Source organism: Pseudomonas putida (genome assembly GCF_009883635.2).
In the GTDB taxonomy this organism is placed as follows: domain Bacteria; phylum Pseudomonadota; class Gammaproteobacteria; order Pseudomonadales; family Pseudomonadaceae; genus Aquipseudomonas; species Aquipseudomonas putida_W.
The window spans coordinates 1,038,391-1,061,485 of the sequence record NZ_CP026115.2 but is presented as its reverse complement, the minus strand read 5'-3'; the positions used below and the strand labels follow the sequence as shown (position 1 = coordinate 1,061,485).

Genomic DNA, 23,095 nt, shown 5'->3' with positions numbered 1-23,095 from the left:
TTCCGCAGATGTGGCAATATTGACGCAATTTGGGCCGCTTTGCGGCCCTTGTGGGAGCGGGCTTGCCCGCGATCGAGGGCGCAGCCCTCGCCGTAAAATTGGTACTAAAGTGCCATTATTCTGTCATATTCCCAGCCAGCGCCCCGTGGCGATGGCCTTTGAGCAGAGGATCGATCGTGCATAACGTCGTGATCAGCGGCACCGGCCTGTATACCCCGGCCCAGAGCATTTCCAACGAAGAATTGGTGGCCTCCTTCAACGCCTGGTCGCAACAGTACAACCAGGACAACGCCGCCGCCATCGAGCGTGGCGAAATCGAAGCAGCCCCCGTGTCCGACGCTGCCTTCATCGAAAAGGCCTCGGGCATCAAGAGCCGCTTCGTCATGGACAAGGCCGGCATCCTCGACCCGCAGCGCATGAAGCCGCGCCTGCCTGAGCGTTCCAACGACGAACAGTCGATCCTCTGCGAAATGGGCGTGGCCGCTGCGCGCCAGGCGCTGGAGCGCGCCGGTCGTACCCCGGCAGATGTCGACGGGGTGATCGTCGCCTGCTCCAACCTGCAACGCCCTTACCCGGCCATCGCCATCGAAGTGCAGCAGGCGCTGGGCATCGACGGCTTCGCCTTCGACATGAACGTGGCCTGCTCGTCGGCCACCTTCGGCATCCAGACCGCTGCCAACAGCGTGCAACTGGGCCAGTCCCGGGCCGTGCTGGTGGTCAGCCCGGAGATCTGCACCGGGCACCTGAACTTCCGTGATCGCGACAGCCACTTCATCTTCGGTGACGCGGCCACTGCAGTGCTGGTCGAGCGTGCCGACCTGGCCACTTCGGCACACCAGTTCGACATTCTTGGCACCAAGCTGAAGACCGCGTTCTCCAACAACATCCGCAACAACTTCGGCTTCCTCAACCGCGCGGCGGAAGAGGGCATCGACGCGCGTGACAAACTGTTCGTTCAGGAAGGGCGCAAGGTGTTCAAGGAAGTTTGCCCGATGGTCGCCGAGCTGATCGGCCAGCACCTGGGCGAGAACAACCTGCAGCCTTCCGACGTCAAGCGCTTCTGGCTGCACCAGGCCAACCTCAGCATGAACCACCTGATCGTCAAGAAGCTGATGGGGCGTGAGGTGAACGAGGAAGAGGCACCGGTGATTCTCGACCGATATGCCAATACCAGTTCGGCGGGGTCGGTGATTGCCTTCCACCTGTACCAGGATGATCTGGCGCCAGGGTCGTTGGGCGTGCTGAGCTCGTTCGGCGCGGGGTATTCGATTGGCAGCGTGATTCTGCGCAAGCGTTGATTGTCGCGTTAGTTGCCAGATCGAGGGGGCCGCTTTGCGGCCCCCTCTTTTTTGCAGGCAAAAAAAGGCGGGAAATGCCGGATGGGGTCGGCATTTCCCGCCTCAGAGTGAAGCAGAGGAGGGTGTCGCTTAGAACTTGGCTTCCAGGTCCACCTGCAGGGTGTCTACGCTGGCGTTGCTGTTCGGCAGGTTGGAGTAGTCGGTCTTTGCCATCATGTAGGCCGCGCCGAGGGCGAAGTTCTTGTCGATTTCGTAACCGACCTTGAACTTGTGGCCGCGCGAACCGGTGAAGCCGTTACCGAAGTCAGAGTCGGTGAACAGGCTGACTACGCCGTTACGCTGCACGTCGCGGTAGTTGTAGTCCAGGCTCCAGGCGCCGATCTTGGATTTCAGGCCGGCCAGCCAGGCGGTGTCCATACCATCGGTGCTTTCGGTGTTCTTCACGTACTGGCCGTAAGCCGACACTGGGATGGCGAAGCCGGTGAAGTCGACTTGGCCGAAGCCCTCAACCAGGTTGAACTCGTCGGTGGTGTTACCCAGCGAACGCAGCAGGGCCGAGGCCTTGTCGTTGTCGTAGCCGTAGAGGCTGGCACCGACGGTGACCTTGACGGTGTCAGCCGCGTTGAACTTGGTACCCAGCTGGGCCGCATACAGCTGGGCGTCGTGCTTGTACTGCACGCCGTCGCCGTCGACGTTGTCCTTCAGGTTGTAGTGGCCGATGCTGCCGAACACTTCGGCAGGGCCGGCGTTGGTCTTGTAGGTGACGGCCACGCCTTCCGGGTTGATGTCGCTATCCCAGATGATGTCGCCCATGCTCACCCATGGCTGCAGCATCTTGCCGCCGATCAGGTGCAGGTTCGGGACGGCAGTCGGGTGCCAGTCGAGGTAGGCCAGGTCGACCCACAGGGCTTTCTTCTCGAAGTAGTTGTCCAGGCTCTGGTTGGTCGAGCGGGCATCAGCGCTGCTGCCGGTGGCCACACGCACGCCAGCATCGACCTGCGGGTTGATCTCGCTATAGAAGCCGACGCGGGCACGCACGCGCTCGCGGTCCTGGTTGGGGCTGCGGGAGATCGGGTTGTCGACGTTGACGTCTTCGTAACGCAGGCGGACATCACCCTTGATCTGGGTCTTGGCGGCCCATGCCACTTTTTGTTCGAAGGAGCTCATCCGGTCGGACTGAGCTTTCTGAGCGGCCTTTTCCTTGGTTTCCTGAGCCAGGTCGCCCTGCAGTTCGTTGTACTGCGCCTGGTTGATCGAGCCATTGGCGCGGAGCATTTCGAGCAGCTTGGCGTCGACGGCAGCACTGGCCGGAGTACTCAGAGCCAGCATCATGCCGGTGAGGCTCACTCCGGTAAGTGTAGAAACAAGACGCATAAGGTTCTCCCTACTTGAAAGATTTGGGGAGGCTCAGCGCCCGCCCCCATGTTGGCATGTCTTCGGAAAGGGCCTGACTAGACAGGTTCTGGGGTTCCGGAAAACAGGCGCAAGTATTGCGGGGGCCAATGACAGAATAATGTCTAATTAGTGGCACTGCTGTTAAGTAATTGAGAATGAAAGGCGAAACGGGCCGATCCGCATTTGAGCGTCGGGCCTCTGTTCGCCGATACTGATGGCCTTGAACAGCGAGTCGAAAACGTGACCAGTCTCTACAGCCTTGCCCATCTGCGTGACCTGCCAGCGGCGACCTGGGATGCCCTGGTCCCCCCTGGCCAACCGTTCCTGCGCCATGCTTTTCTCAGTGCCATGGAAGACAGCGGCAGTGTTGCCCGCAACACCGGCTGGGCAGCCGAACACCTGGTGCTGGAGCGCGACGGGCAGGTGCGTGCGTTGCTGCCGGCGTACCGCAAATGGCATTCGTATGGCGAGTACGTGTTCGACCACGGTTGGGCCGATGCCTGCGAGCGCGCCGGCATCGCCTACTACCCCAAGCTGCTCGGTGCCGTGCCGTTCAGCCCGGTCAGCGGGCCGCGCCTGCTGGCGGCCGACCCCGCCGATGGCCTGCTGGTGCTGCAGGCATTGCCCGAGTATCTGGGCAAAGCCGGGCTGTCCGGGGCGCACATCAATTTCACCGACTCACAGCTGGATGCGCAGATGGCGGGTTTGCCGGGCTGGATGGAGCGGCTGGGTTGTCAGTTCCATTGGCGCAATCACGGTTATCGCGACTTCCAGGACTTTCTCGACAGCCTCAGCTCACGCAAGCGCAAGCAGATGCGCAAGGAGCGTGAGCAGGTGGCCGGGCAGGGCATCGATTTTCGCTGGTATCGCGGCGATGAGCTGGACGAGGCGCAGTGGGACTTTGTTTTCCTCTGCTATGCCAATACCTATGCGGTGCGCAGGCGGTCCCCCTATCTGACCCGGGAGTTCTTCAGCCTGTTGGCCGAGCGCATGCCCGAGGCGGTGCGCGTGGTGATGGCGCGCCAGGGCGGGCGTGATGTGGCCATGGCCTTGAGCCTGGTCGGTGGCGACAGCCTGTTTGGCCGTTACTGGGGCTGCCTCGATGAGTTCGACCGGCTGCATTTCGAAACCTGCTTCTACCAGGGCATGGACTTTGCGATTGCCGAAGGGTTGCAGCGTTTCGATGCCGGGGCGCAGGGCGAACACAAGCTGATTCGCGGGTTCGAGCCGGTGCTGACGCGCTCGTGGCATTACCTGCTGCATCCGGGGTTGAGGCGGGCGGTGGAGGATTTTCTGCAGCAGGAGCGGGAAGGGGTGCGGGGGTATGCCGAGGAGGCAAGGCAGATGCTGCCTTACCGCAAGGATTGAGATGTTTCCTGTTCCGGCCTCTTCGCGGGGCAAGCTGCCCCGCGAAGAGGCCGGAACAGGACTCAGTCGACCCCGACAAACCCCCCGGTCTGGTGATGCCATAGCCGGGCATACAACCCCCGCTGTTCCAGCAGCTCGCTGTGGCTGCCACTCTCGACGATCCGCCCCTTGTCCAGCACCACCAGGCGGTCCATCCGGGCAATGGTGGACAACCGGTGGGCAATGGCGATCACCGTCTTGCCCTGCATCAAGGTCTCCAGGCTTTCCTGAATGGCCGCCTCGACCTCCGAGTCCAGCGCCGAAGTGGCTTCGTCCATGATCAGGATCGGCGCATTCTTCAGCAGCACCCGGGCAATCGCGATGCGCTGACGCTGGCCGCCCGACAGTTTCACGCCGCGCTCGCCGACATGGGCATCGAAGCCGGTGCGGCCCTGGGCATCTGACAACTGCGGGATGAACTCGTCGGCCCGCGCCCGGCGTACGGCTTCGTGCAGCGCCGCGTCACTGGCGCCGGGGCGGCCATACAGCAGGTTGTCGCGGATCGAACGGTGCAGCAGCGAGGTGTCCTGGGTGATCATGCCGATCTGCGCACGCAGGCTGGCCTGGCTGACCTCGGCGATGTCCTGGCCGTCGATCAGGATGCGCCCGCCCTGCACGTCGTACAGGCGCAGCAGCAGGTTGACCAGGGTCGACTTGCCGGCGCCGGATGGGCCGATCAGGCCGATCTTCTCGCCCGGGCGGATGTCCAGGTTGAGCCCTTCGATCACGTTGGCGGCCTTGCCATAGTGGAAGTCCACGTCGTCAAAACGCACGGCGCCACGGCTGACCTTCAGGGGTGGCGCCTGGGGCTTGTCGGTGACGGTGACCGGCTGGGCAATGGTCTGCAGGCCGTCCTGGACCATGCCGATGTTCTCGAAGATGCCGTTGACCACCCACATGATCCAGCCGGACATGTTGACGATGCGGATCACCAGGCCGGTGGCCAGGGCGATGGCACCGACGGTGATCAGCGACTGGCTCCACAGCCACAGCGCCAGACCCGTGGTGGTGACCACCAACAGGCCGTTGAGGGTGGTGATGACCACGTCCATGCTGGTGACCACGCGCGAGGCCAGCTGGGTTTTCTCGGTCTGTTCACGGATAGCTTCGCGGGCGTACTGCTGTTCATAGTCGGTGTGGGCGAACAGCTTGAGGGTGGCGATGTTGGTGTAGCCATCGACGATCCGCCCCATCAGCTTGGAGCGGGCGTCGGAGGAAATCACCGAACGCTCCTTAACCCGCGGCACGAAGTAGTACAGCGCGGCGATATAGCCGATGATCCACACCAGCAGCGGCAGCATCAAGCGCCAGTCGGCCTCGGCGAACAGCACCAGCGAGGTGATGGCGTAGATCAGCACATGCCACAGCGCATCCACCGCCTGCACTGCAGAGTCGCGCAGCGAGTTGCCGGTTTGCATGATGCGCTGGGCGATGCGCCCGGCGAAGTCGCTCTGGAAGAAATTCAGGCTCTGCTTGAGCACATAGGTGTGGTTCTGCCAGCGGATCAAGCTGGTCATGCCGGGGTTGATGGTCTGGTGCACCAGCAGGTCGTGCAGGCCGAAGAACACCGGCCGCAGCAGCAGGATCACCACCAGCATCCAGATCAGCTCGCCGCTGTGTTCACTGAAGAAGTTGACGTTGGGCGTACCCTGGGCCAGGTCGATGATGCGGCTCAGGTAGCTGAACATCGCCACCTCGATCAGCGAGGCGAACAGGCCCACCACCAGCAGGGCGAGAAAGCTCGGCCACACCTGGCGCAGGTAGTACAGGTAGAACGGCCAGACCTGGCCGGGCGGCGACTCGCTGGGCGCGTCGCGGAAGATGTCGATCAGTTGCTCGAAACGGCGGTACAGCATGGGTGACAAGACTCCTGTGCTACCCGACCCCGGAAGGTTTCACGTCCCTGTGAAACCGGCGGTCAGTCGATGCGTTTGGCGGACTTGATGAACACCGGGTCGGTCGGCACGTCGCGCATGCCCTTCTTCACGGTGGTTGGCGAGTTGACGATCTGGTCGACCACTTCCATGCCCTTGGTCACTTTGCCGAACACGGCGTAACCGGCGTCGCGGCCCGGGTTGAGGAAGTCGTTGTCGGCCACGTTGATGAAGAACTGGCTGGTGGCCGAGTTCGGGTTGGAGGTGCGCGCCATCGACAGGGTGCCGCGGGTGTTCTGCAGGCCGTTGCTGGCCTCGTTCTTGATCGGGTCCTTGGTGTCTTTCTGCACCATCTGCTCAGTGAAACCGCCGCCCTGGACCATGAAGCCCGGGATCACGCGGTGGAAGATGGTGTTGTTGTAGAAGCCGCTGTCGACGTACTGCAGGAAATTCTTGGTGCTGACCGGTGCCTTCTCGGCGTTGAGCTCGATTTCAACCTGGCCGAAGCTGGTGTCCAGCAGAACGTGCGGGGTCTTGTCGGAGGCCATGACGCTGGTGGTGAAGGCGACCGAGCAGGCGGTGAGCAGGAGTTTTTTCAGCATGGGCTCAATGATCCTTGAGAGGTGGAAGCGGCTGCGAGGAACTGCAGCAGGGTCTGGTTGAAGACCTCGGGTTGATCGAGGGGTGTAGCGTGCCGGGAATCGTCGATGACCACCAGCCTGGCATGGGGCATCAGGGCGACGTAGCGCTCTTTGAGGTGTATCGGGGTGTAATCGTGGTCGGCGGCAATCACCAGCGTGGGACAGCGAATCTGCCCGATGCGTTCCTGCACGCCCCAGTCGACGATGGCGTCGAAACTCTTGAGGTAGGCGCGCTTGTCGTTGCGTGCCCAGCGTTCGGCCATCTTCTTGCGCAGCTCGGCCTGCCCCGGCTTGGGGAACAACCGCGCGGCCAGGCCCAGGCCGACCGTCTCGACGCTGAGGATGCGCGCCAGGCCCCAGCGCTTGAGCCACCACAGCCAGTCGCTGCGGGTGCGGCGCTTGACCTCGGGGGCGCTGTTGACGATGCACAGGCTGCGCAGCCATTGCGGGTGGTCCACGGCGAACTGAAACCCGACCATGCCGCCCATGGACAGGCCGACGAAGTGCACCGGGCCGGTCTGCAGGTGCTCGAGCAGGGCCAGCAGGTCTTCGCTGAAGGTGGCGATCTGGTAACCGTCGCGGGGCTTGTCGGAGCGGCCGTGACCGCGGATGTCCATGACAATCACCCGATAGTGGCGGCTCAGCTCGGGTACCTGCAGCTCCCAGTCCTGGCTGCTGGAGCCCAGGCCGTGCAGCAGCACCAGGGGTTCGCCCTGGCCGTATTCCTGATAATGCAGCGAGCATCCTTCATGTTCGAAATAGGCCATGGGCGCGGTCCTCTCAGGCTTGTGGGGGGGCTGCGAAGGGCACGTCCAGTGGCGCGGTGTCGAAGTTGCGCAGCAGGTCGATGAGAATCTGCGTGGCCGGGCCCAGGGTCTTCTCTTTGCTCGAATAAAGGTAGAACAGTGGATGGCGGCTGCCACCCTGATCGAGCGGCAATGGCTTCAGCACGCCGTCGAGCAGCTCACGTTCGATCATGTGCCGTGGCAACCAGGCAAAGCCCAGGCCGCTGCCGACAAAGGTGGCGGCGGTGCCCAGGCTGCCGACCGTCCAGCGCTGCTCGGCGCCGAGCCAGCCTACATCCCGAGGCTGGGCGCGGCCGGAGTCGCGGATCACCACCTGCAGCTGGCTTTCCAGGTCCTGGAAGGTGATCTCCCGGCCCAGGCGGTGCAGGCTATGTTCCGGGTGGGCGACAGCGACGAACTCCACCGAACTCAGCTCGGTGCCCAGGTAGCCGCCGATGCTATAGCTGCTGATGGCAAGGTCGGCGATGCCTTCGTGCATCACTTCCTCGACGCCCGACAGCACCTCTTCACGCAGGCGCACGCGGCAACCGCGGCTCTGCGGCATGAACGCGGCCAGGGCGCGTACCAGGCGGGCACTGGGGTAGGCGGCATCGACCACCAGGCGCACTTCGGCTTCCCAGCCTTGCTCCATATGGTGCGCCAGATCTTCCAGCTGGCTGGCCTGCTTGACCAGGTGGCGCGAACGGCGCAGCAGCACGTTGCCGGCCTCGGTCAGCACGGCCTTGCGGCCATCGATGCGCAGCAGCGGCACGCCCAGTTGCTCCTGCATGCGCGCCACGGTGTAGCTGACCGAAGACTGCGAACGGTGCAGGGCTTCGGCGGCCTGGGCAAACCCGCCATGGTCGACCACTGCTTGCAGGGTCCGCCATTGATCCAGGGTCACGCGCGGCGCTTTCATGTTTGGCTCCTGTTGTCCTAAGCTGCGCTCTTTCAAGGAGAGCGCCCCATGAAGAAATGTTGTGCGGCAATTTTGATGTGCCTGCCCCTTGGGGCCATGGCTTACCCCATCGACGTGGAGAAGGAACTGACCGGGGTCAAGCTGGACTACACCACCTACGACACGGCCTACGACATCGGGTCCATTACCCTGAACAACTATGGGCAAGTGCCCGCAGCCTGCAAGGTGACCTTCCGCAATGGGCCTGAGGCGCCACGGGTGCGCCGGGTCAATGTACCGGCTGGCAAGAGCGTCGATGTGACGGCCAACTTCAATCGGCAGATCATCAAGCTGCGCATCGCGCTGGACTGCAAAGCGCAATAAAACTGATTAATCGATAGATTGAACCCACTTTTTACGCTTTTTTATCGATAGGTCAAGCCTTAATCTCACCTCCATCGAATCGCAACCCTTTTTGCCGATGGAGGCACCCCATGTCCCGCGTACTGATCATCGAAAGCAGCGCCCGCCAGCAGGATTCCGTTTCCCGTCAACTGACCCGTGACTTCATCGAGCAGTGGCAGGCGGCGCACCCGGCTGACCAGATCACCGTACGCGACCTGGCGGTTAACCCGGTGCCACACCTGGATGCCAATCTGCTCGGTGGCTGGATGAAGCCTGAAGAACAGCGCAGCGCCGCCGAACTGGAGGCCCTGGCCCGCTCCAACGAGCTGACCGATGAAGTGCTGGCTGCCGACGTGCTGGTGATGGCCGCGCCGATGTACAACTTCACCATCCCCAGCACCCTCAAGGCCTGGCTGGACCACGTGCTGCGCGCTGGTATCACGTTCAAATACACCCCGACCGGGCCGCAAGGCCTGCTCACCGGCAAGCGCGCCATCGTCCTGACAGCCCGTGGCGGCATTCATGCCGGTGCCACCAGCGACCACCAGGAACCGTACTTGCGCCAGGTGATGGCCTTCATCGGTATTCACGATGTCGACTTCATCCATGCCGAAGGCCTGAACATGAGTGGCGAGTTCCACGAGAAGGGCCTGAACCAGGCCAAGGCCAAGCTGGCTGCGGTGGCCTGAGGGTCAACGAATTCCCATGCCTGACACCTGTTTTTGCTCCTTTGGGTGTACCTGCCCGGCCTGATGGCCGGGCTTTTTTTCGTGTCGGCCCTACATTCCTCATGGTTGAACTTACTCGGCGCAACCCGCTAAGGTCGCGCCCTTGATCCACGAGAGGCAACCATGGGCTACCTGATAATCGTCGCACTGATCCAGGCGTTTTCCTTCAACGTGATCGGCGAATACCTGGCCGGGCACGTCGACAGCTATTTCGCCGTGCTCGCCCGCGTGGTGCTGGCCGGCCTGGTATTCCTGCCGCTGACCCGCTGGCGCCAGGTCGAGCCGCGCTTCCTGCGCTCGATGCTGCTGATCGGCGCGCTGCAATACGGCATCACCTACGTCTGCCTGTACTTGAGCTTCCGTGTTCTGAGCGTGCCGGAAGTGCTGCTGTTCACCATTCTCACGCCGTTGCACGTGACTCTGATCGAAGATGCCCTGAACCGCCGCTTTAACCCCTGGGCGCTGCTCGCGGCCCTGGTGGCTGTGGCGGGGGCGGGGGTGATCCGCTTCGACAGCATCAGCGGCGACTTCTTCGTCGGCTTCCTGCTGCTGCAACTGGCGAACTTCACCTACGCCGCCGGCCAGGTGCTGTACCGCCACCTGGTGGCCCGCAACCCCAGCGACCTGCCGCACTACAAGCGTTTCGGCTATTTCTACCTGGGCGCGTTGATCGTGGTGTTGCCGGCCTTCCTGCTGTTCGGCAATGCCCAGCACCTGCCCACCACCGACGTGCAATGGCTGGTGCTGCTGTTCCTTGGCCTGTGCCCGACGGCGCTGGGGTTGTACTGGTGGAACAAGGGCGCGTGCCTGGTCTCCGGCGCCACGCTGGCGGTGATGAACAACCTGCATGTGCCGGTGGGGCTGCTGCTGAACCTGCTGATCTGGAACCGCGACGAGCCGCTGGGCCGGTTGCTACTCGGTGGCGCGATCATCCTGGCATCGGTATGGCTGAGCCGCCTGGGCAACCGTGCGCAGGAGCCAGCGGCGGGCAAGGCTTGATATGCACACCATCTTCGTCATCGTCGCGCCGATCTTCGCCCTGATCCTGGTCGGCTTCCTGTGCCGCAAGACCAACAAACTGGGCGACAAGGCCGCTGCCGAGATCAACAAGATGGTGGTCTGGTTGTGCCTGCCGGCGCTGCTGTTCAAGGTCACCGCCACGGCGACCTGGAGCGAGATCTGGCACCCCGGGTTCATCGTCGCCTTCGGCGCCGGGGCGCTGGCGATGTTTGTCGTGACCCTGGCCTGGCGCCTGTATAGCGGCCATGGCCTGGTGGCGGCGAGCATCGACGGGCTCAGTGCCGGCTATGCCAATACCGGCTACATTGGCATCCCACTGTGCCTGCTGCTGTTCGGCCAGCCAGGCCTGCAGCCGGCGCTGATTTCATCGTTGATCGTGGTCTGCCTGGTGTTCGCGATTTCCCTGACGTTGATCGAGATCGGCCAGCAGGAGGAGCGGCAGATCGGCCGGGCAATCCTGCTGGTGAGCAAGGCGTTGGCGAAGAACCCGTTGGTGATTTCGCCGCTGGCGGGAGCGGCCTGGGCCATGGGCGGACTGGGGCTGGCCGAGCCGGTGATGCATTTCCTCGATATGCTGGCGCTGGCGACCACGCCTTGCGCGTTGATCTCGCTGGGGGCGTTTCTGGCCGAGAAGCGCACCGGTTCGCAGGCCAGCCCTTGGCCGCTGGTGGGCTTGAAGCTGGTTGGTCAGCCAGCGCTGACTTGGGTGCTGGCGTTCAAGGTGTTCAGCCTGCCGAGCATGTGGGCCGCTTCTGCGGTGTTGCTGGCGGCGCTGCCGACCGGGACCGGGCCGTTCATGCTGGCGGAGTACTACAACCGCGAGGCGGGGTTGATTTCGCGGACGATTCTGTTGTCGACCGTGGCCTCATTGGTGACCCTGACTGGGCTGCTGTACCTGTTGGGCTATGCAGGGTAGCTGCCGGCCTCTTCGCGGGTAAACCCGCTCCCACAGGTACTGCACAGTATTCAAGACTTGTGCTGACCCCTGTGGGAGCCGCGCTTGCCGGCGATGGGCTGCAAAGCAGCCCCGGCAATCTCAAACCTCACTCACCTCTTCCAGCCGCCGCGAAACCGGCTCCACAACCCGCCCGGCCAATCCCACCCGCATGTCACTGCCACTCGGCTGCTGATACAGACTCAACCCAAACTCCGGCAACACCGCCAGCAGGTAATCGAAGATATCCCCCTGAATCCGCTCGTACTCCGCCCACACCGTGGTAGTGGTAAAGCAGTAGATCTCCAGCGGCACACCCTCGGCCGTGGTCTGCATCTGCCGCACCATGCAGGTCATGTTCGGGTGCACGTTCGGGTGGTTCCTCAGGTAAGCCAGGGCAAACGCCCGGAATGTCCCGATATTGGTCAGTTTGCGGCGGTTGGCCGAAAGCTCCGGCACGGGCCCCAGCGCCTCGTTCCAGGCCAGCAGCTCCTGGCGCTTGCCGGCCAAGTAGTCGCCCAGCAGGCTCACCTGGCTCAGGCGCTGTTCCTCATCCGGGGTCAGAAAGCTCACACTCGCTGCGTCAATGAACAGGCTGCGCTTGATCCGCCGTCCGCCCGATTGCTGCATGCCGCGGTAGTTGCGGAACGACTCGCTCATCAGGCGCTAGGTCGGGATCAAGACGATGGTTTATCGAAAGAGGGTAGTAGTGAGCGAAATGGACAAATGGACAGGTAAACCCCCGTAAACATTGACTTTCAGCGGTGTGACTTAAAGTCTTTTTTTTTGCTCCGAATGGACACTCGCCAACCCGAATCTCATCCAGCGTTTGTGCGGTTCCTATCTCAGTCCACCCACGTACACGCGTCCGGACATACTGGCTGCTGGCCAGCCTTTGCGTATATGCTCCGACCATTGCATCACGCCCGATCTCACGTTTACGGGGATGGCACCGGCCTCTGAAAGGCTGCAATCGATGCGTCATTGCCGCCTAGGTACCAACCGAGGCGAGTGGTTCCTCTTGCATGGCAGGAGGGGGCTGCTTACATGGAGATCGCATGAGTTTTTTTTCGGACGAAGAAATCGGTTCACTCAAGATCACTCGGATGATCCTGCACGTTGTGGGTACCAAAAACTTCGAGGCGCAGCCGGAGCGTGCCCTGGAGGAGGAAGCATTCTTTATCAGTAAAATTGTGGACATGGCTGCTGCCCCGATCTTCATGTTCAAGGCAGTGTCCACGACCCGGCACGAAATTGAAGCAATCGCTTCCGGTGCTACTCCGTTCGTTGATGGTGCTCAGAGCCTGGCTGCCAGCTTCAATCGGGCACACGTTGGCGGCAGTGCCGACGGGGTTCTGTTGATGTTCGAGCTGTCGGTCAAAGACCCCAATGTGAAGATCTACAGCCTGATCAAGTACGACTATAAGCTGGCTTTGGAGCAGAACGACGGTGCTCCAGGCAACAAGCTGCGTCGAATCGTGAACGCTTTAGTAGACGAAAAGAAAGCTATCCAGAAGACGGCGCTCATCCGTGTGGCCAATGCTGTTGCTGATAAGAGCGTCTCGGCAACTGACCGTACGAAGCATGGCGTAGATCTCGCCGATTACTTCACCGATTTCCTGGCGGTGGCTAGGGAAGTCTCAGACACGGAGCTGAGCGAGATTACCCGCAAGGTGCTTAAGGCGGCGCTCCAGACTTGCATCGAGCATCTGCCAGGCAAAGATGTGGCGAAGGCCCTGAAGAAAGCCCAAGCAAATCTCGGAACCCGTACGCTGATCGATGAAAATGCGATTGTGGAGGCGGTGATGCTGGCTGCTGGTCATCCTGAAGACGACAAGATAGCCGCTCGCCTTGAGAAAGAGACTCGCACGCGCGTTAAGAAGAGCAAGTTGCATGAGCTCAGCTTTAAGCCTGATCGCAAGATCCTCCGGCAGCCCTATATGCGTAAGATCGTCACGACTGAAGGCGTTACCATCCTGTTCCCCGATAGGACGGAAAACCCTAACGTCAGGGTGGTGGAGCTGAGAGGGGGCAAGAAGCAGATCATCGTGGATACAGACAGAGTCACGGAGGACAGCGTTGTCACACCAAAAGCTGGCCAGCCTACTTAACGACCTGTCACGTAGAGGTCAGGCGCTGATCACTGAGGGAAATAGCACTCTCATTGTCTCAGATCTACCTGCTGACGCCGCTCGGTCAATCTCCCAGGCTGCCTCCGCTGCTGCCTGGGCGATCACTCTGTTTGACAGCGCAGGTGGCGAAACTGAGGTTGAAGAAGGGGATGAGGCTTTCGGGCCTTTTCGTGCTGAGCTCGTGAAACCGCTTCCGCAGGAGCATGATAAGACTGCAGCTTTGTACGTGGTCACAGAGGTGGGCTTCAGAGCCTTTCTCGACAACGGTCATCCAGCATCACGATGGTACGTCTTGGGCCTCCTGAAGCCCTTCAATACGCGGGCTCGCGCTTATAGCGATTGGGGCTTAGACGAGCCCTATGTCGAATCTCAAGCGACAAAGTCGCCCCGGCTTTTAGTCAAAGAGTCAGCTGACATTCGTTCTGTGCCTGAGGACGTTCGACATTGGTTACTCGCTGAGGGCCACGAGCTGGATGAAGCTGATCTGCTACACATGGCCTGGGCAACCAATGCCTCTGACGCCCTGAGCCGTTGCTTCGCGAATGAGATCGACGCTACGGGAAGCAAGCTCAGTTTTAAAGGGCCGCCCAAGCTCAACCTGACGCTCGCGGAAGCGAGCGATGGTGCCAAGCACATCACCCTGAATGACTTCAAGGTCGTACAGGAAGCCGCCGTTTGGGTGTTCGACAACGCGCGTGAGGCCGAAGTGAAGCATATCCTGCTGTCCGCTGAGATTGCGCGATCGGGCAGGGCGGACGCAGAGGCACTTCAGTATTTCAGGGAAAACCTTGCCGCAGCGCTGGATTGCGCCAAGATCGCCTACCAGATGGCGGTCTCGGAGATCACCAAGGACACCCTGAAATCTTTAGGAGACCTTCGCAAGGCCGTCACTGAAGAAACGTCCAAAGCGACAGAGGCGACCCGCCAGGCGATCGCAGCAATATCGACAGCGTTGACTGTGGGTTTGGGCCTTATCGTGGCGCGGCTCACACTGCAGATCAATCCGTACCTCATTTCGCTCGTAATGGCGGTTGCATTCGGCTACACAACGCTGAATGTGATGTCGGGTCGGAAGTTCATCAATATTCAGCGACAGCTGCGCCAAGATTGGCAGTCGAAGCTATATCGCTTCCTCTCGGAACCTGAATACAAAAAAATGGTGGGCGACCCTATTGAGCAAGCTGAGAGTTTTTTTTACAGGGTCAGTTGCAAAGGTCTGACGATGCTCGGCGTCGCGGCGCTGGGCATTGCAGTTTTCGCCTTCGTTTACACCACTCCAGTCGCGACAACACCGTCAGCCCCTACAGCGCTTCCTGCTCCTGCAGCAACCCCAGGAAGCCCGCAGCCACCGAACAATGAACCTGTACCCCAACCCAAACCTGGGCCAAAACAGAGATATCCAGCGAAACCCTCAGATAAAAGGGAGACCCCCTCTGTGAGATTTGACCAAGGGATCTTCGCGGTTCGTGCAGGAGCTAAGCCTAACGACTGGGTTGTGTCATTTCGAAGCCGCGTCACTTGAAGGGGGACTTCCAATAGTTCTGTAAACTGATCTTGATGGACAGTTAGAGACCCGTAGTACGCGACTTATGTCGCACTGGCGTGTGGCCACAAATTTCGCTTTCAGATGGACATTCCGTGCTTCGCGCCATGACAATTGCATCTTTTCTTGACAATGATGGAAGGATGTTGGGTCATAGTATTACCGCACCAATAACCCCGCGCCGGCGTCAATCGGATCTGCATTTCTGACTTAAATCGTTTTTAGCCCAAGCCTCCACCACTTGCTTAAAAAAGGAACCGCAATGCACCTCGTCATGCTCGATACTTGCGTCTGGTTGGATTTGTCCTCAAAAAATCAGAACTGCCGATGATTTTGGCCTTGGAACATCTGGTCGAAAAGGGGGTTGTGAAGCTCCTCGTGCCTGATCTGGTGCTGTCAGAGTATGAGCGCAACAAAGATCGGGTGATCGATGCTACACGTAAGCGGCTGACGGCGGAATGCAAAGTCGTGAGGGATATCCTCAACTCTTTCGGTGGAGACCAAAAAAAGACTGCCATCGATGCCATTGATGATGTGAACCACCGGTTGCCTCTTCTGGCGGAGGCAAACCTCATAACCATGCGCAGGGTGCAGCAATTATTCCAAGCTGCTATCCATGTGCCTGTCTCCGACGCGTCGAAGTTGAAAGCTGCTGAACGAGCACTAGCCAAAAAAGCGCCCTTCCATAAGCAAAAAAATAGCCTGGCCGACGCAGTCCTGTTGGAAACCTTCGATGAGTTTCGACAAACTCAAGGCGATGAATATGAAAGCCTCCGCTTTATCACTGCCAATGTGAGCGATTTTTCAGCTGAAGACCATCGGAAGCCGCATATCGATTTCGCAGAGATTTTTGATGACGAGCGCACAAAATTTTTCAGCACGGTAGCCCCGGCATTAGGAGACTTGTTCGATATTGATGAGTTCAAAACCGACCATGGATGGGCCTGGGAAGATCAGACCAGAGGGCTACAAGAGATCCTAGAAACTATGGATGAGCTTGTTGATAAGGTCTGGTACAACAGGCACATGCTTCGTGCCGCGCTTATTGAAGAGGGTAGGATTAAACTCATACCAGCAGGTACCAAGCACAGGGCAAACTTTGAGATCCATGAAGACATCTGGGCTGGAGCATTGGCGTCAGCGAACTCTGTCAAAGATCGATATGCAGAGTTAGGACCATGGACTGATTTTGAATGGGGAATGATCAACGGCAAACTATCCGCATTACGCTGGGTGCTTGGTGATCATTGGGATAACCTCGATACGTGATCTTTTTAGGTTCTGCACGAAAAATCTTGAGACGCTGGTCAGGCAAGGAAAAAACAGCCGAAGAGGCGGAGTATGCTTGAGTACATGAGTATTCCGAGGCTGTTGTCAACGCAGGATGAACAAGTATCAAGGCTTTTGTGTAGAGCCTAGTAGTTCGACGTCGTCACTCAGTACACGTGGCTGGCAAGCATTACATGTCGTTACACTTGGCAGCCGAAAAAATCAGATTTTGCCCCTTTCTTGTAGGACATTTCCCAAAGATACTGTCGCCCATTGTGCAGTTCCGAGTTGGCCACTAGTCTCGCTTGGTCGTTGCCATTCAACGGCCGGCTTTGACAGGCCGACTCAAATTGCAATCCATAGTTCTACCTTCAATGGTGGCTGTGCGTGGGGCATCTTCGGATGCGCCGGGTTTCTCAATTTGACCGGTCTGTCAACCCGTGCACAGCTGCCACCCTTTGTTTGACAGCAGATGGCGGTGGTCCCCAACCACAAATTGAGGGTTACACCATGCTGAAGATAGTCCCCGATCCACCCTACAACCTCCACTCCCTGGAAGACACGCTGCTGATGGCTGCGGACTACGCGCTATGTGCTGAAGCGGTCGCTCAGCAAGCCGTGTTGATGCAACCGAAGTCACCTGTTTCGGTGTTGATAATGACGTCGATGCACGAACTGGACACCCTGCGCAGGTTGCTCGAATCAGCTTTGGCTCAAGTCCAAAAGCCAGCGGACCCGCAGACATTGCATTAAGCCGCATCATGATTTGCCTGAGGCTGCCCCTGTGTGAGCCCGGCTTACCGGCAATCGGGGCATCCCAGGCATCTACAACTTTAGGGAGATGAACCAATGGCCATCGAGGAAACAAATTTCACTGTCGGCCAAACCACCTTCTACCAAGGTGAAAGCCAGACCCATCCTCTGTTCAGGATCGAGCCCGGTATTCCTTGTCAGAGTGCCCGTGAACAAGCTTCAGAACTGATGGGCTATGCCCGCGATCTTTCCATCGACGGCCTGATGGAAGACAAACCCCAGCTACTTTGGGCCTCGCACTACCTATGCGCCATGGCCAAGGCCCTGCTCGATGATGCCGAATTGGGAATGATGAAAACCCGTTGAAATTGTCGACCGCGGCTACCCTGGTGACCTTTACCGGACTGCTTTTCCTGTTGGGTTATGCGGGGTAGCTGAGGGCCTCTTCGCGGGGCAAGCCCGCTCCTACAGGTATTGCACAGTGCTCAAGACTTGCTGTGAACCTGTAGGAGCGGGCTTGCCCCGCGAATGGGCTGCAAAGCAGCCCCGGCAATATCAAACCTCACCCATCTCTTCCAGCCGACGCGGCATCGGCTCCACAGCCCGCCCAGCCAACCCCACCCGCATGTCATTGCCACTCGGCTGCTGATACAGACTCAACCCAAACTCCGGCAACACCGCCAGCAGGTAATCGAAGATATCCCCCTGAATCCGCTCGTACTCCGCCCACACCGTGGTGGTGGTAAAGCAGTAGATCTCCAGCGGCACGCCCTCGGCCGTGGTCTGCATCTGCCGCACCATGCAGGTCATGTTCGGGTGCACGTTCGGGTGGTTCCTCAGGTAAGCCAGGGCAAACGCCCGGAACGTGCCGATATTGGTCAGCTTGCGGCGGTTGGCCGACAGTTCGGGTACGGGCCCCAGCGCCTCGTTCCAGGCCAGCAGCTCCTGGCGCTTACCGGCCAGGTAGTCGCCCAGCAGGCTCACCTGAGTGAGGCGCTGTTCTTCGTCCGGGGTAAGGAAGCGCACGCCGGCCGCGTCGATGAACAGGCTGCGCTTGATCCGCCGCCCGCCAGACTGCTGCATGCCGCGGTAGTTGCGGAACGATTCGCTCATCAGGCGCCAGGTCGGGATGGACACGATGGTCTTATCGAAATTCTGCACCTTGACGGTATGCAGGGTGATGTCCACCACATCGCCATCGGCACCGACCTGGGGCATCTCGATCCAGTCGCCCACGTGCAGCATGTCGTTGCTGGTCAGCTGCACGCTGGCGACGAACGACAGCAGCGTGTCCTTGTAAACCAACAGCAGCACCGCCGACATCGCACCCAGGCCCGACAGCAGCAACAGCGGCGAGCGGTCGATCAGGGTGGCGACGATGACGATCGAGGCGAAGATCCACAGCATCATCTTGGCCAGTTGCACGTAGCCCTTGATCGAGCGGGTGCGGGCGTGTTCGGTGCGGGCGTAGATGTCCAGCAGGGCATCGAGCAGGCACGACAGGGCCATGGTCATGAACAACAGGGTGAAGGCCAGGGCGACGTTGCCAAGGAAGTGCTGGGCGGTGTCGGACAGCTCCGGCACCAGTTTCAGGCCAAACTGGATCACCAGCGACGGAATGGTCTGGGCCAGGCGGTGGAACACCTTGTTGTGGCGCAGGTCGTCGAGCCACTTCAGCGCCGTCTGCCGGGCCAGCAGGCGGGCGCTGTGCAGCACCAGGAAGCGCGCCAGGCGCCCGAGTACCAGGGAAATCAGCAGCAGCACTGCCAGGCCGATAGCGGCGTGGAGCAGTGGATGTTGGTCGAGGGTGCCCCACAGGTCGAGGCTGTCACGCCAGATGCGTTGGATGTCCATAAGCTTGAAACCGGTCTTTTACAGCGAAACGAGGTGCCATTAGAGCGCGGAAGCCGACAAAGTTGCCAAAAGAAATTCGGCTAAGGCGGCAGAAAACGTTACCCTATGCAACTGAATTTCCCGCACTTGCCTGAGGTTACCTCCGTGTTCTCCCAATTCGCCCTGCACGAACGCCTGCTTAAAGCCGTGGCCGAGCTTAAATTTGTCGAGCCGACCCCGGTGCAGGCCGCGGCCATCCCCCTGGCCCTGCAAGGGCGCGACCTGCGTGTGACCGCGCAGACCGGCAGCGGCAAGACCGCCGCGTTCGTCCTGCCGCTGCTCAATCGCCTGGTCGACCTGAAGGGCGGGCGCGTCGAGATTCGCTCGCTGATCCTGCTGCCGACCCGCGAGCTGGCCCAGCAGACCCTCAAGCAAGTGCAGCTGTTCTCGCAGTTCACCTACATCAAGGCGGGCCTGGTCACCGGCGGTGAAGACTTCAAGGAACAGGCCGCCATGCTGCGCAAGGTTCCGGACGTGCTGATCGGCACCCCGGGCCGCCTGCTCGAGCATCTGAATGCCGGCAACCTCGACCTGTCCCACGTGCAGGTGATGATCCTTGACGAAGCCGACCGCATGCTCGACATGGGCTTCGCCGAAGACATGGAGCGCCTGTGCAAGGAGTGCGAGAACCGCGAGCAGACCCTGCTGTTCTCGGCCACCACTGGCGGTGCGGCCCTGCGCGACATCATCGGCAAGGTCCTGAAAGACCCTGAGCACCTGATGCTCAACAGCGTCTCGCAGCTGGCCGAAGGCACTCGCCAGCAGATCATCACTGCCGACCATGACCAGCACAAGGAAGCCATCGTCCAGTGGCTGCTGGCCAACGAGACCTTCGACAAGGCGATCATCTTCACCAACACCCGCGCCCTGGCCGACCGCATCTACGGCCACCTGGTGGCCAAGGACGTGAAAGCCTTCGTATTGCACGGCGAAAAGGACCAGAAGGACCGCAAGCTGGCCATCGAGCGCTTCAAGCAGGGCAGCTCCAAGGTGCTGGTGGCCACCGACGTGGCGGCCCGTGGCCTGGACATCGACGGCCTGGACCTGGTGATCAACTTCGACATGCCACGCAGCGGTGACGAGTACGTGCACCGTGTGGGCCGCACCGGCCGTGCCGGTGGCGAAGGCCTGGCGATCTCGCTGATCACCCACAATGACTGGAACCTGATGTCCAGCATCGAGCGCTACCTCAAGCAGCAGTTCGAGCGCCGGGTGATCAAGGAAGTGAAGGGCACCTACAGCGGGCCGAAGAAGGTCAAGGCCTCGGGCAAGGCGGTGGGTGCCAAGAAGAAGAAGGTCGACAAGAAGACTGGCGAGAAGAAGGCCGCTGCCAAGCGCAAGCCGACGGCCAAGCCACGGCCGAATGCGCCGTTGGCCAGCTCCGATGGCCTGGCGCCGCTGAAGAAACGCAAGCCGGCTGCTGAGTAAGGCTAAATAGCGGTGTTGGCTTCTTCGCGGGGCAAGCCCGCTCCCACAGGTTCACCACAGACTTCGAGTCTATGGCAAATCTGTGGGAGCGGGCTTGTCCCGCGAATAGGCCATCACAGGCTAATACCTATTCAGCCTTCTTCTCCGCTTCTTTCAATTCCTTGATCCGCTTGTCGATCAACTGGCACTTGTCGGGCAAATCCTTGCTCGCCGTCCCCAGCTCCATCCCCTGGAGCTCATCATTGATCTCCTTGGCCTTCTGCGGGTTCTGTTCGGTCAGCTGACTGACCAGCCCGGCCAGCTCCTCACGTTTCTGTGTCGCTTCTTCCGGTGTGCAGGCCCAGGCGGGCAGGGCGCAGCACAGGGCGGTGGCACAGGCGATGCGCAGCAGCGGTTTCATCCTTTCTACCTCCGGCGGTGGTGATGCCCGGTGGAGACGCGCGCGCGGCGGTTGGTTCAGCGCCTGCGACCGGCGGCTATACCCCTGGGTATATTTACCGCAGCCATCCTCGGCTCTAGTTTGAGACCACAACCACAACAACCGAGGAACACACCCATGGATCGATTGAAAGGCAAGGTGGCACTGATTACCGGCGGCGCGGGCGGTTGTGGCCTGGCCGCGTCGGAGCTGTTCGCCGCCGAGGGCGCCAAGGTGGTGATCCTCGACTTGCCGACCAGCCAGGGCGAAGCGGTGGCGGCACGCATCAATGCTGAAGGTGGCCAGGCACTGTTCGTCGCCGCCGATGTGTCGCAGGCCGACCAGGTGCACCGTGCCGTGGCCCAGGGCCAGGCGCATTTCGGCCCGATCACCGTGCTGATGAACCACGCCGGGATCATCGCCGCCGGGCCGTTCCTGGAGACCAGCGAAGCCGACTGGGACCGGCTGATGAGCGTCAACGTCAAAAGCATGTTCCTGGTCACCAAGGCCGTGCTGCCGGGCATGCTCGCCGCCGGTGGCGGCAGCGTGATCTGTACCTCGTCGATTTCTGCGGTGGTCGGCACGCCGATGGAGGTGCTGTATTGCACCACCAAAGGCGCTTGCCACATGTTCGCCCGCGCCCTGGCCGTGGAGTACCGTGACCAGAACATCCGCAGCAACGCCATTTGCCCGGGCTTTATCGGCACCGCCCATGGTCGCCGCGAGCTCGACCTGCTGCGCGGTTATGGCGTGGATGCTTCCGACGAGGCGATCAAGACCATGCAGGGGCGCCTGTGCGACCCGAGCGAAGTGGCTAGCGCCGCGCTGTTCCTGGCCAGCGACGAGTCGAGCTTCGTCAGTGGCTCGCACCTGTTCGTCGACAACGCCTACACCGCGATGTAATACCCGGCCGGCAGCGCGCTGTCGGCTACCTAGAACAAGAACAGCTGCACCCTTCAATTCTGCCCCCAAGCCAATTCCAACAAGACAGAGGCAGCAGATGGAAAACATAGGTACTTACGTCATCTACGTGATCATGGTGTGCGCCGTGATCGGCGCGATCGCCTCGATCGTCAACGCAGAATCCGAGCTGGCCAAGGAATTCACGGCCGGCCTGCACAGCATCGGCCCGATCTTCATCCCCGTGGCCGGGATCATGGCCGCCATTCCGTTCATTTCCAGCTTCATCAGCCACGTCATCGGCCCGCTGTTCCTGGCCATGGGCGCCGATGCGGGCATCGCCGGGCCGATCTTCATCGCCTCGGACCTGGGCGGTTATCAGCTGGCCCAGGCGCTGTCGCACAGCCCTGAAGGCTGGATCCTCGGCCTGATCACCGGCTTCCAGTGCGGCTCGACGGTGATCTTCGTCATCCCCGTGGGCCTGGCCATGCTCAACAAGGCCGACCACAAGTACATGGCCCTGGGCATCATGGCCGGGCTGCTGAGCATCCCGATCAGCATCGTGTTCATCGCCATGGGCATGCAGGCCATGGGCCTGGGCGTGCGCCCGGACATCGCCACGGCAGGCGCCGCGACCCAGGCGCTGCACTTCACCTTGCCGACCCTGCTGCGCAACCTGTCGCCGTTGATCCTGTTCTGCGTGGCGCTGGCGGCAGCCCTGCGCTACTTCCCCAACCTGATGGTCAGCCTGTTCCTCAAGCTGGGGCAGTTGATGTACGCGGCAGTGACCCTGGTGCTGGTGGCCTCGATCGTCGAGTACTTCACCGGTGCCTTCACCTCGCTGTTTGGCGGCTGGGGCTTCGCACCGATCATCGCCGACAAGGCCGACCAGTTCCGCGCCCTGGAGATCGCCGGCTATGTCGGCATCATGCTCTGCGGTGCGTTCCCGATGGTCTACCTGATCAAGCGCTTCCTGTCGCGGCCGATCGAGAAAGTGGCCTCGAAGCTGGGCCTGTCACCGGTGGGCGCCGCCGGCATCCTCGCGGCCTCGGCCAACATCCTTGCGATGTTCCGCCTGGTGGCCGACATGCCGCCGAAGGACAAGGTGCTGGTGATTGCCTTCGCCGTCTGTGCGGCCTTCACCTTCGGTGACCACCTGGCTTACTCGGCCAACTTCCAGCCGACGCTGATCGGGCCGCTGATCATCGGCAAGCTCGCCGGTGGCCTGCTGGGCATGGGCCTGGCTTACTGGCTGGCGGTGCCCAAGGCGTTGGAGCTGGGCCGCCAGGAAGAAGACGCCGGCCTGCTGCCTGCCAGCCCAGCGTTGCACTGACAGGGCCTGGCATCGTTCAATGCCGCTCGGGCTTCTACAGC

Annotated in this window: 21 protein-coding genes and 1 pseudogene; 14 read left to right on the top strand and 8 right to left on the bottom strand. The window is 60.9% G+C overall.

Features of this window, described 5'->3' with window-relative positions:
* Positions 1-176: 176 nt before the first annotated feature.
* On the top strand, positions 177-1,298 hold the full coding sequence (locus C2H86_RS04720; protein WP_159411629.1) for a beta-ketoacyl-ACP synthase III: 1,122 nt from the start codon (positions 177-179) through the stop codon (positions 1,296-1,298).
* Positions 1,299-1,427: 129 nt separating this feature from the next.
* Here C2H86_RS04720 and C2H86_RS04715 read toward each other — a convergent pair whose 3' ends face one another.
* Complete coding sequence (locus C2H86_RS04715; RefSeq protein ID WP_159411628.1) at positions 1,428-2,672, bottom strand: putative porin; 1,245 nt, start codon at positions 2,670-2,672, stop codon at positions 1,428-1,430.
* A 261-nt stretch (positions 2,673-2,933) separates the two neighbouring features.
* Between C2H86_RS04715 and C2H86_RS04710 the strand changes: the two genes are divergently transcribed.
* Positions 2,934-4,061 carry a GNAT family N-acetyltransferase gene (locus C2H86_RS04710; protein WP_159411627.1) on the top strand — a complete coding sequence of 376 codons (1,128 nt, stop codon included), beginning with the start codon at positions 2,934-2,936 and terminating at the stop codon, positions 4,059-4,061.
* 62 nt (positions 4,062-4,123) lie between these two features.
* Here C2H86_RS04710 and C2H86_RS04705 read toward each other — a convergent pair whose 3' ends face one another.
* From C2H86_RS04705 to C2H86_RS04690, 4 genes are all read right to left on the bottom strand, one after another.
* A complete protein-coding gene (locus tag C2H86_RS04705) occupies positions 4,124-5,956 on the bottom strand; it encodes an ABC transporter ATP-binding protein (RefSeq protein ID WP_159411626.1) in 1,833 nt (610 codons plus the stop codon).
* A gap of 62 nt (positions 5,957-6,018) precedes the next feature.
* Positions 6,019-6,576 (bottom strand): peptidylprolyl isomerase, encoded by a 558-nt coding sequence (locus C2H86_RS04700; protein WP_159411625.1) that lies wholly within the window; start codon positions 6,574-6,576, stop codon positions 6,019-6,021.
* Positions 6,570-7,382: an alpha/beta fold hydrolase gene (locus C2H86_RS04695; protein ID WP_159411624.1), complete on the bottom strand. Its 813-nt coding sequence runs from the start codon at positions 7,380-7,382 to the stop codon at positions 6,570-6,572. Before C2H86_RS04695 ends, C2H86_RS04700 begins: the two co-directional genes overlap by 7 nt.
* A gap of 13 nt (positions 7,383-7,395) precedes the next feature.
* Entirely contained in the window at positions 7,396-8,319 is a 924-nt protein-coding gene (locus C2H86_RS04690) for a LysR family transcriptional regulator (protein WP_159411623.1), read from the bottom strand.
* 48 nt (positions 8,320-8,367) lie between these two features.
* On the opposite strand from C2H86_RS04690, the gene C2H86_RS04685 reads away from it, so the two are divergent.
* The 4 genes from C2H86_RS04685 to C2H86_RS04670 all read left to right on the top strand — a co-directional run bounded on the left by C2H86_RS04685 (position 8,368) and on the right by C2H86_RS04670 (position 11,367).
* Complete coding sequence (locus tag C2H86_RS04685) at positions 8,368-8,682, top strand: 3-phosphoglycerate kinase (protein ID WP_079229249.1); 315 nt, start codon at positions 8,368-8,370, stop codon at positions 8,680-8,682.
* 110 nt (positions 8,683-8,792) lie between these two features.
* The gene (locus C2H86_RS04680; RefSeq protein ID WP_159411622.1) at positions 8,793-9,392 is read left to right on the top strand and encodes an FMN-dependent NADH-azoreductase; all 600 of its coding nucleotides are present in this window, start codon (positions 8,793-8,795) and stop codon (positions 9,390-9,392) included.
* Between the two features lie 162 nt (positions 9,393-9,554).
* Positions 9,555-10,430, top strand: a complete 876-nt coding sequence (locus C2H86_RS04675) for a carboxylate/amino acid/amine transporter (RefSeq protein ID WP_159411621.1) — start codon at positions 9,555-9,557, stop codon at positions 10,428-10,430.
* Between the two features lies 1 nt (position 10,431).
* Positions 10,432-11,367: an AEC family transporter gene (locus C2H86_RS04670; protein WP_159411620.1), complete on the top strand. Its 936-nt coding sequence runs from the start codon at positions 10,432-10,434 to the stop codon at positions 11,365-11,367.
* Positions 11,368-11,487: 120 nt separating this feature from the next.
* Here C2H86_RS04670 and C2H86_RS04665 read toward each other — a convergent pair.
* Positions 11,488-12,075: pseudogene (locus C2H86_RS04665) on the bottom strand (mechanosensitive ion channel family protein); the annotation flags it as partial.
* 368 nt (positions 12,076-12,443) lie between these two features.
* Between C2H86_RS04665 and C2H86_RS04660 the strand changes: the two are divergent.
* The 5 genes from C2H86_RS04660 (at position 12,444) to C2H86_RS04640 (ending at position 17,448) form a co-directional block, all read left to right on the top strand.
* The gene (locus C2H86_RS04660) at positions 12,444-13,496 is read left to right on the top strand and encodes a nucleoid-associated protein (protein ID WP_159411619.1); all 1,053 of its coding nucleotides are present in this window, start codon (positions 12,444-12,446) and stop codon (positions 13,494-13,496) included.
* On the top strand, positions 13,465-15,039 hold the full coding sequence (locus C2H86_RS04655) for a hypothetical protein (protein WP_159411618.1): 1,575 nt from the start codon (positions 13,465-13,467) through the stop codon (positions 15,037-15,039). The genes C2H86_RS04660 and C2H86_RS04655 overlap by 32 nt, the downstream gene beginning before the upstream one ends.
* A gap of 306 nt (positions 15,040-15,345) precedes the next feature.
* On the top strand, positions 15,346-16,329 hold the full coding sequence (locus tag C2H86_RS04650) for a PIN domain-containing protein (protein WP_240349684.1): 984 nt from the start codon (positions 15,346-15,348) through the stop codon (positions 16,327-16,329).
* A 510-nt stretch (positions 16,330-16,839) separates the two neighbouring features.
* Positions 16,840-17,082 carry a hypothetical protein gene (locus tag C2H86_RS04645; protein WP_159411616.1) on the top strand — a complete coding sequence of 81 codons (243 nt, stop codon included), beginning with the start codon at positions 16,840-16,842 and terminating at the stop codon, positions 17,080-17,082.
* A gap of 96 nt (positions 17,083-17,178) precedes the next feature.
* On the top strand, positions 17,179-17,448 hold the full coding sequence (locus C2H86_RS04640; protein WP_159411615.1) for a DUF3077 domain-containing protein: 270 nt from the start codon (positions 17,179-17,181) through the stop codon (positions 17,446-17,448).
* 189 nt (positions 17,449-17,637) lie between these two features.
* Here C2H86_RS04640 and C2H86_RS04635 read toward each other — a convergent pair whose 3' ends face one another.
* Complete coding sequence (locus C2H86_RS04635; protein ID WP_159411614.1) at positions 17,638-18,936, bottom strand: mechanosensitive ion channel family protein; 1,299 nt, start codon at positions 18,934-18,936, stop codon at positions 17,638-17,640.
* A 105-nt stretch (positions 18,937-19,041) separates the two neighbouring features.
* Between C2H86_RS04635 and C2H86_RS04630 the strand changes: the two genes are divergently transcribed.
* Positions 19,042-20,403, top strand: a complete 1,362-nt coding sequence (locus C2H86_RS04630; protein WP_110636930.1) for a DEAD/DEAH box helicase — start codon at positions 19,042-19,044, stop codon at positions 20,401-20,403.
* Between the two features lie 127 nt (positions 20,404-20,530).
* Here C2H86_RS04630 and C2H86_RS04625 read toward each other — a convergent pair whose 3' ends face one another.
* Entirely contained in the window at positions 20,531-20,803 is a 273-nt protein-coding gene (locus C2H86_RS04625; protein WP_159411613.1) for a hypothetical protein, read from the bottom strand.
* A gap of 156 nt (positions 20,804-20,959) precedes the next feature.
* Between C2H86_RS04625 and C2H86_RS04620 the strand changes: the two genes are divergently transcribed.
* Both C2H86_RS04620 and eutH read left to right on the top strand, forming a co-directional pair.
* Positions 20,960-21,724: an SDR family NAD(P)-dependent oxidoreductase gene (locus C2H86_RS04620; protein ID WP_159411612.1), complete on the top strand. Its 765-nt coding sequence runs from the start codon at positions 20,960-20,962 to the stop codon at positions 21,722-21,724.
* A gap of 97 nt (positions 21,725-21,821) precedes the next feature.
* The gene (gene eutH, locus C2H86_RS04615) at positions 21,822-23,054 is read left to right on the top strand and encodes an ethanolamine utilization protein EutH (RefSeq protein WP_159411611.1); all 1,233 of its coding nucleotides are present in this window, start codon (positions 21,822-21,824) and stop codon (positions 23,052-23,054) included.
* Positions 23,055-23,095: the final 41 nt, after the last annotated feature.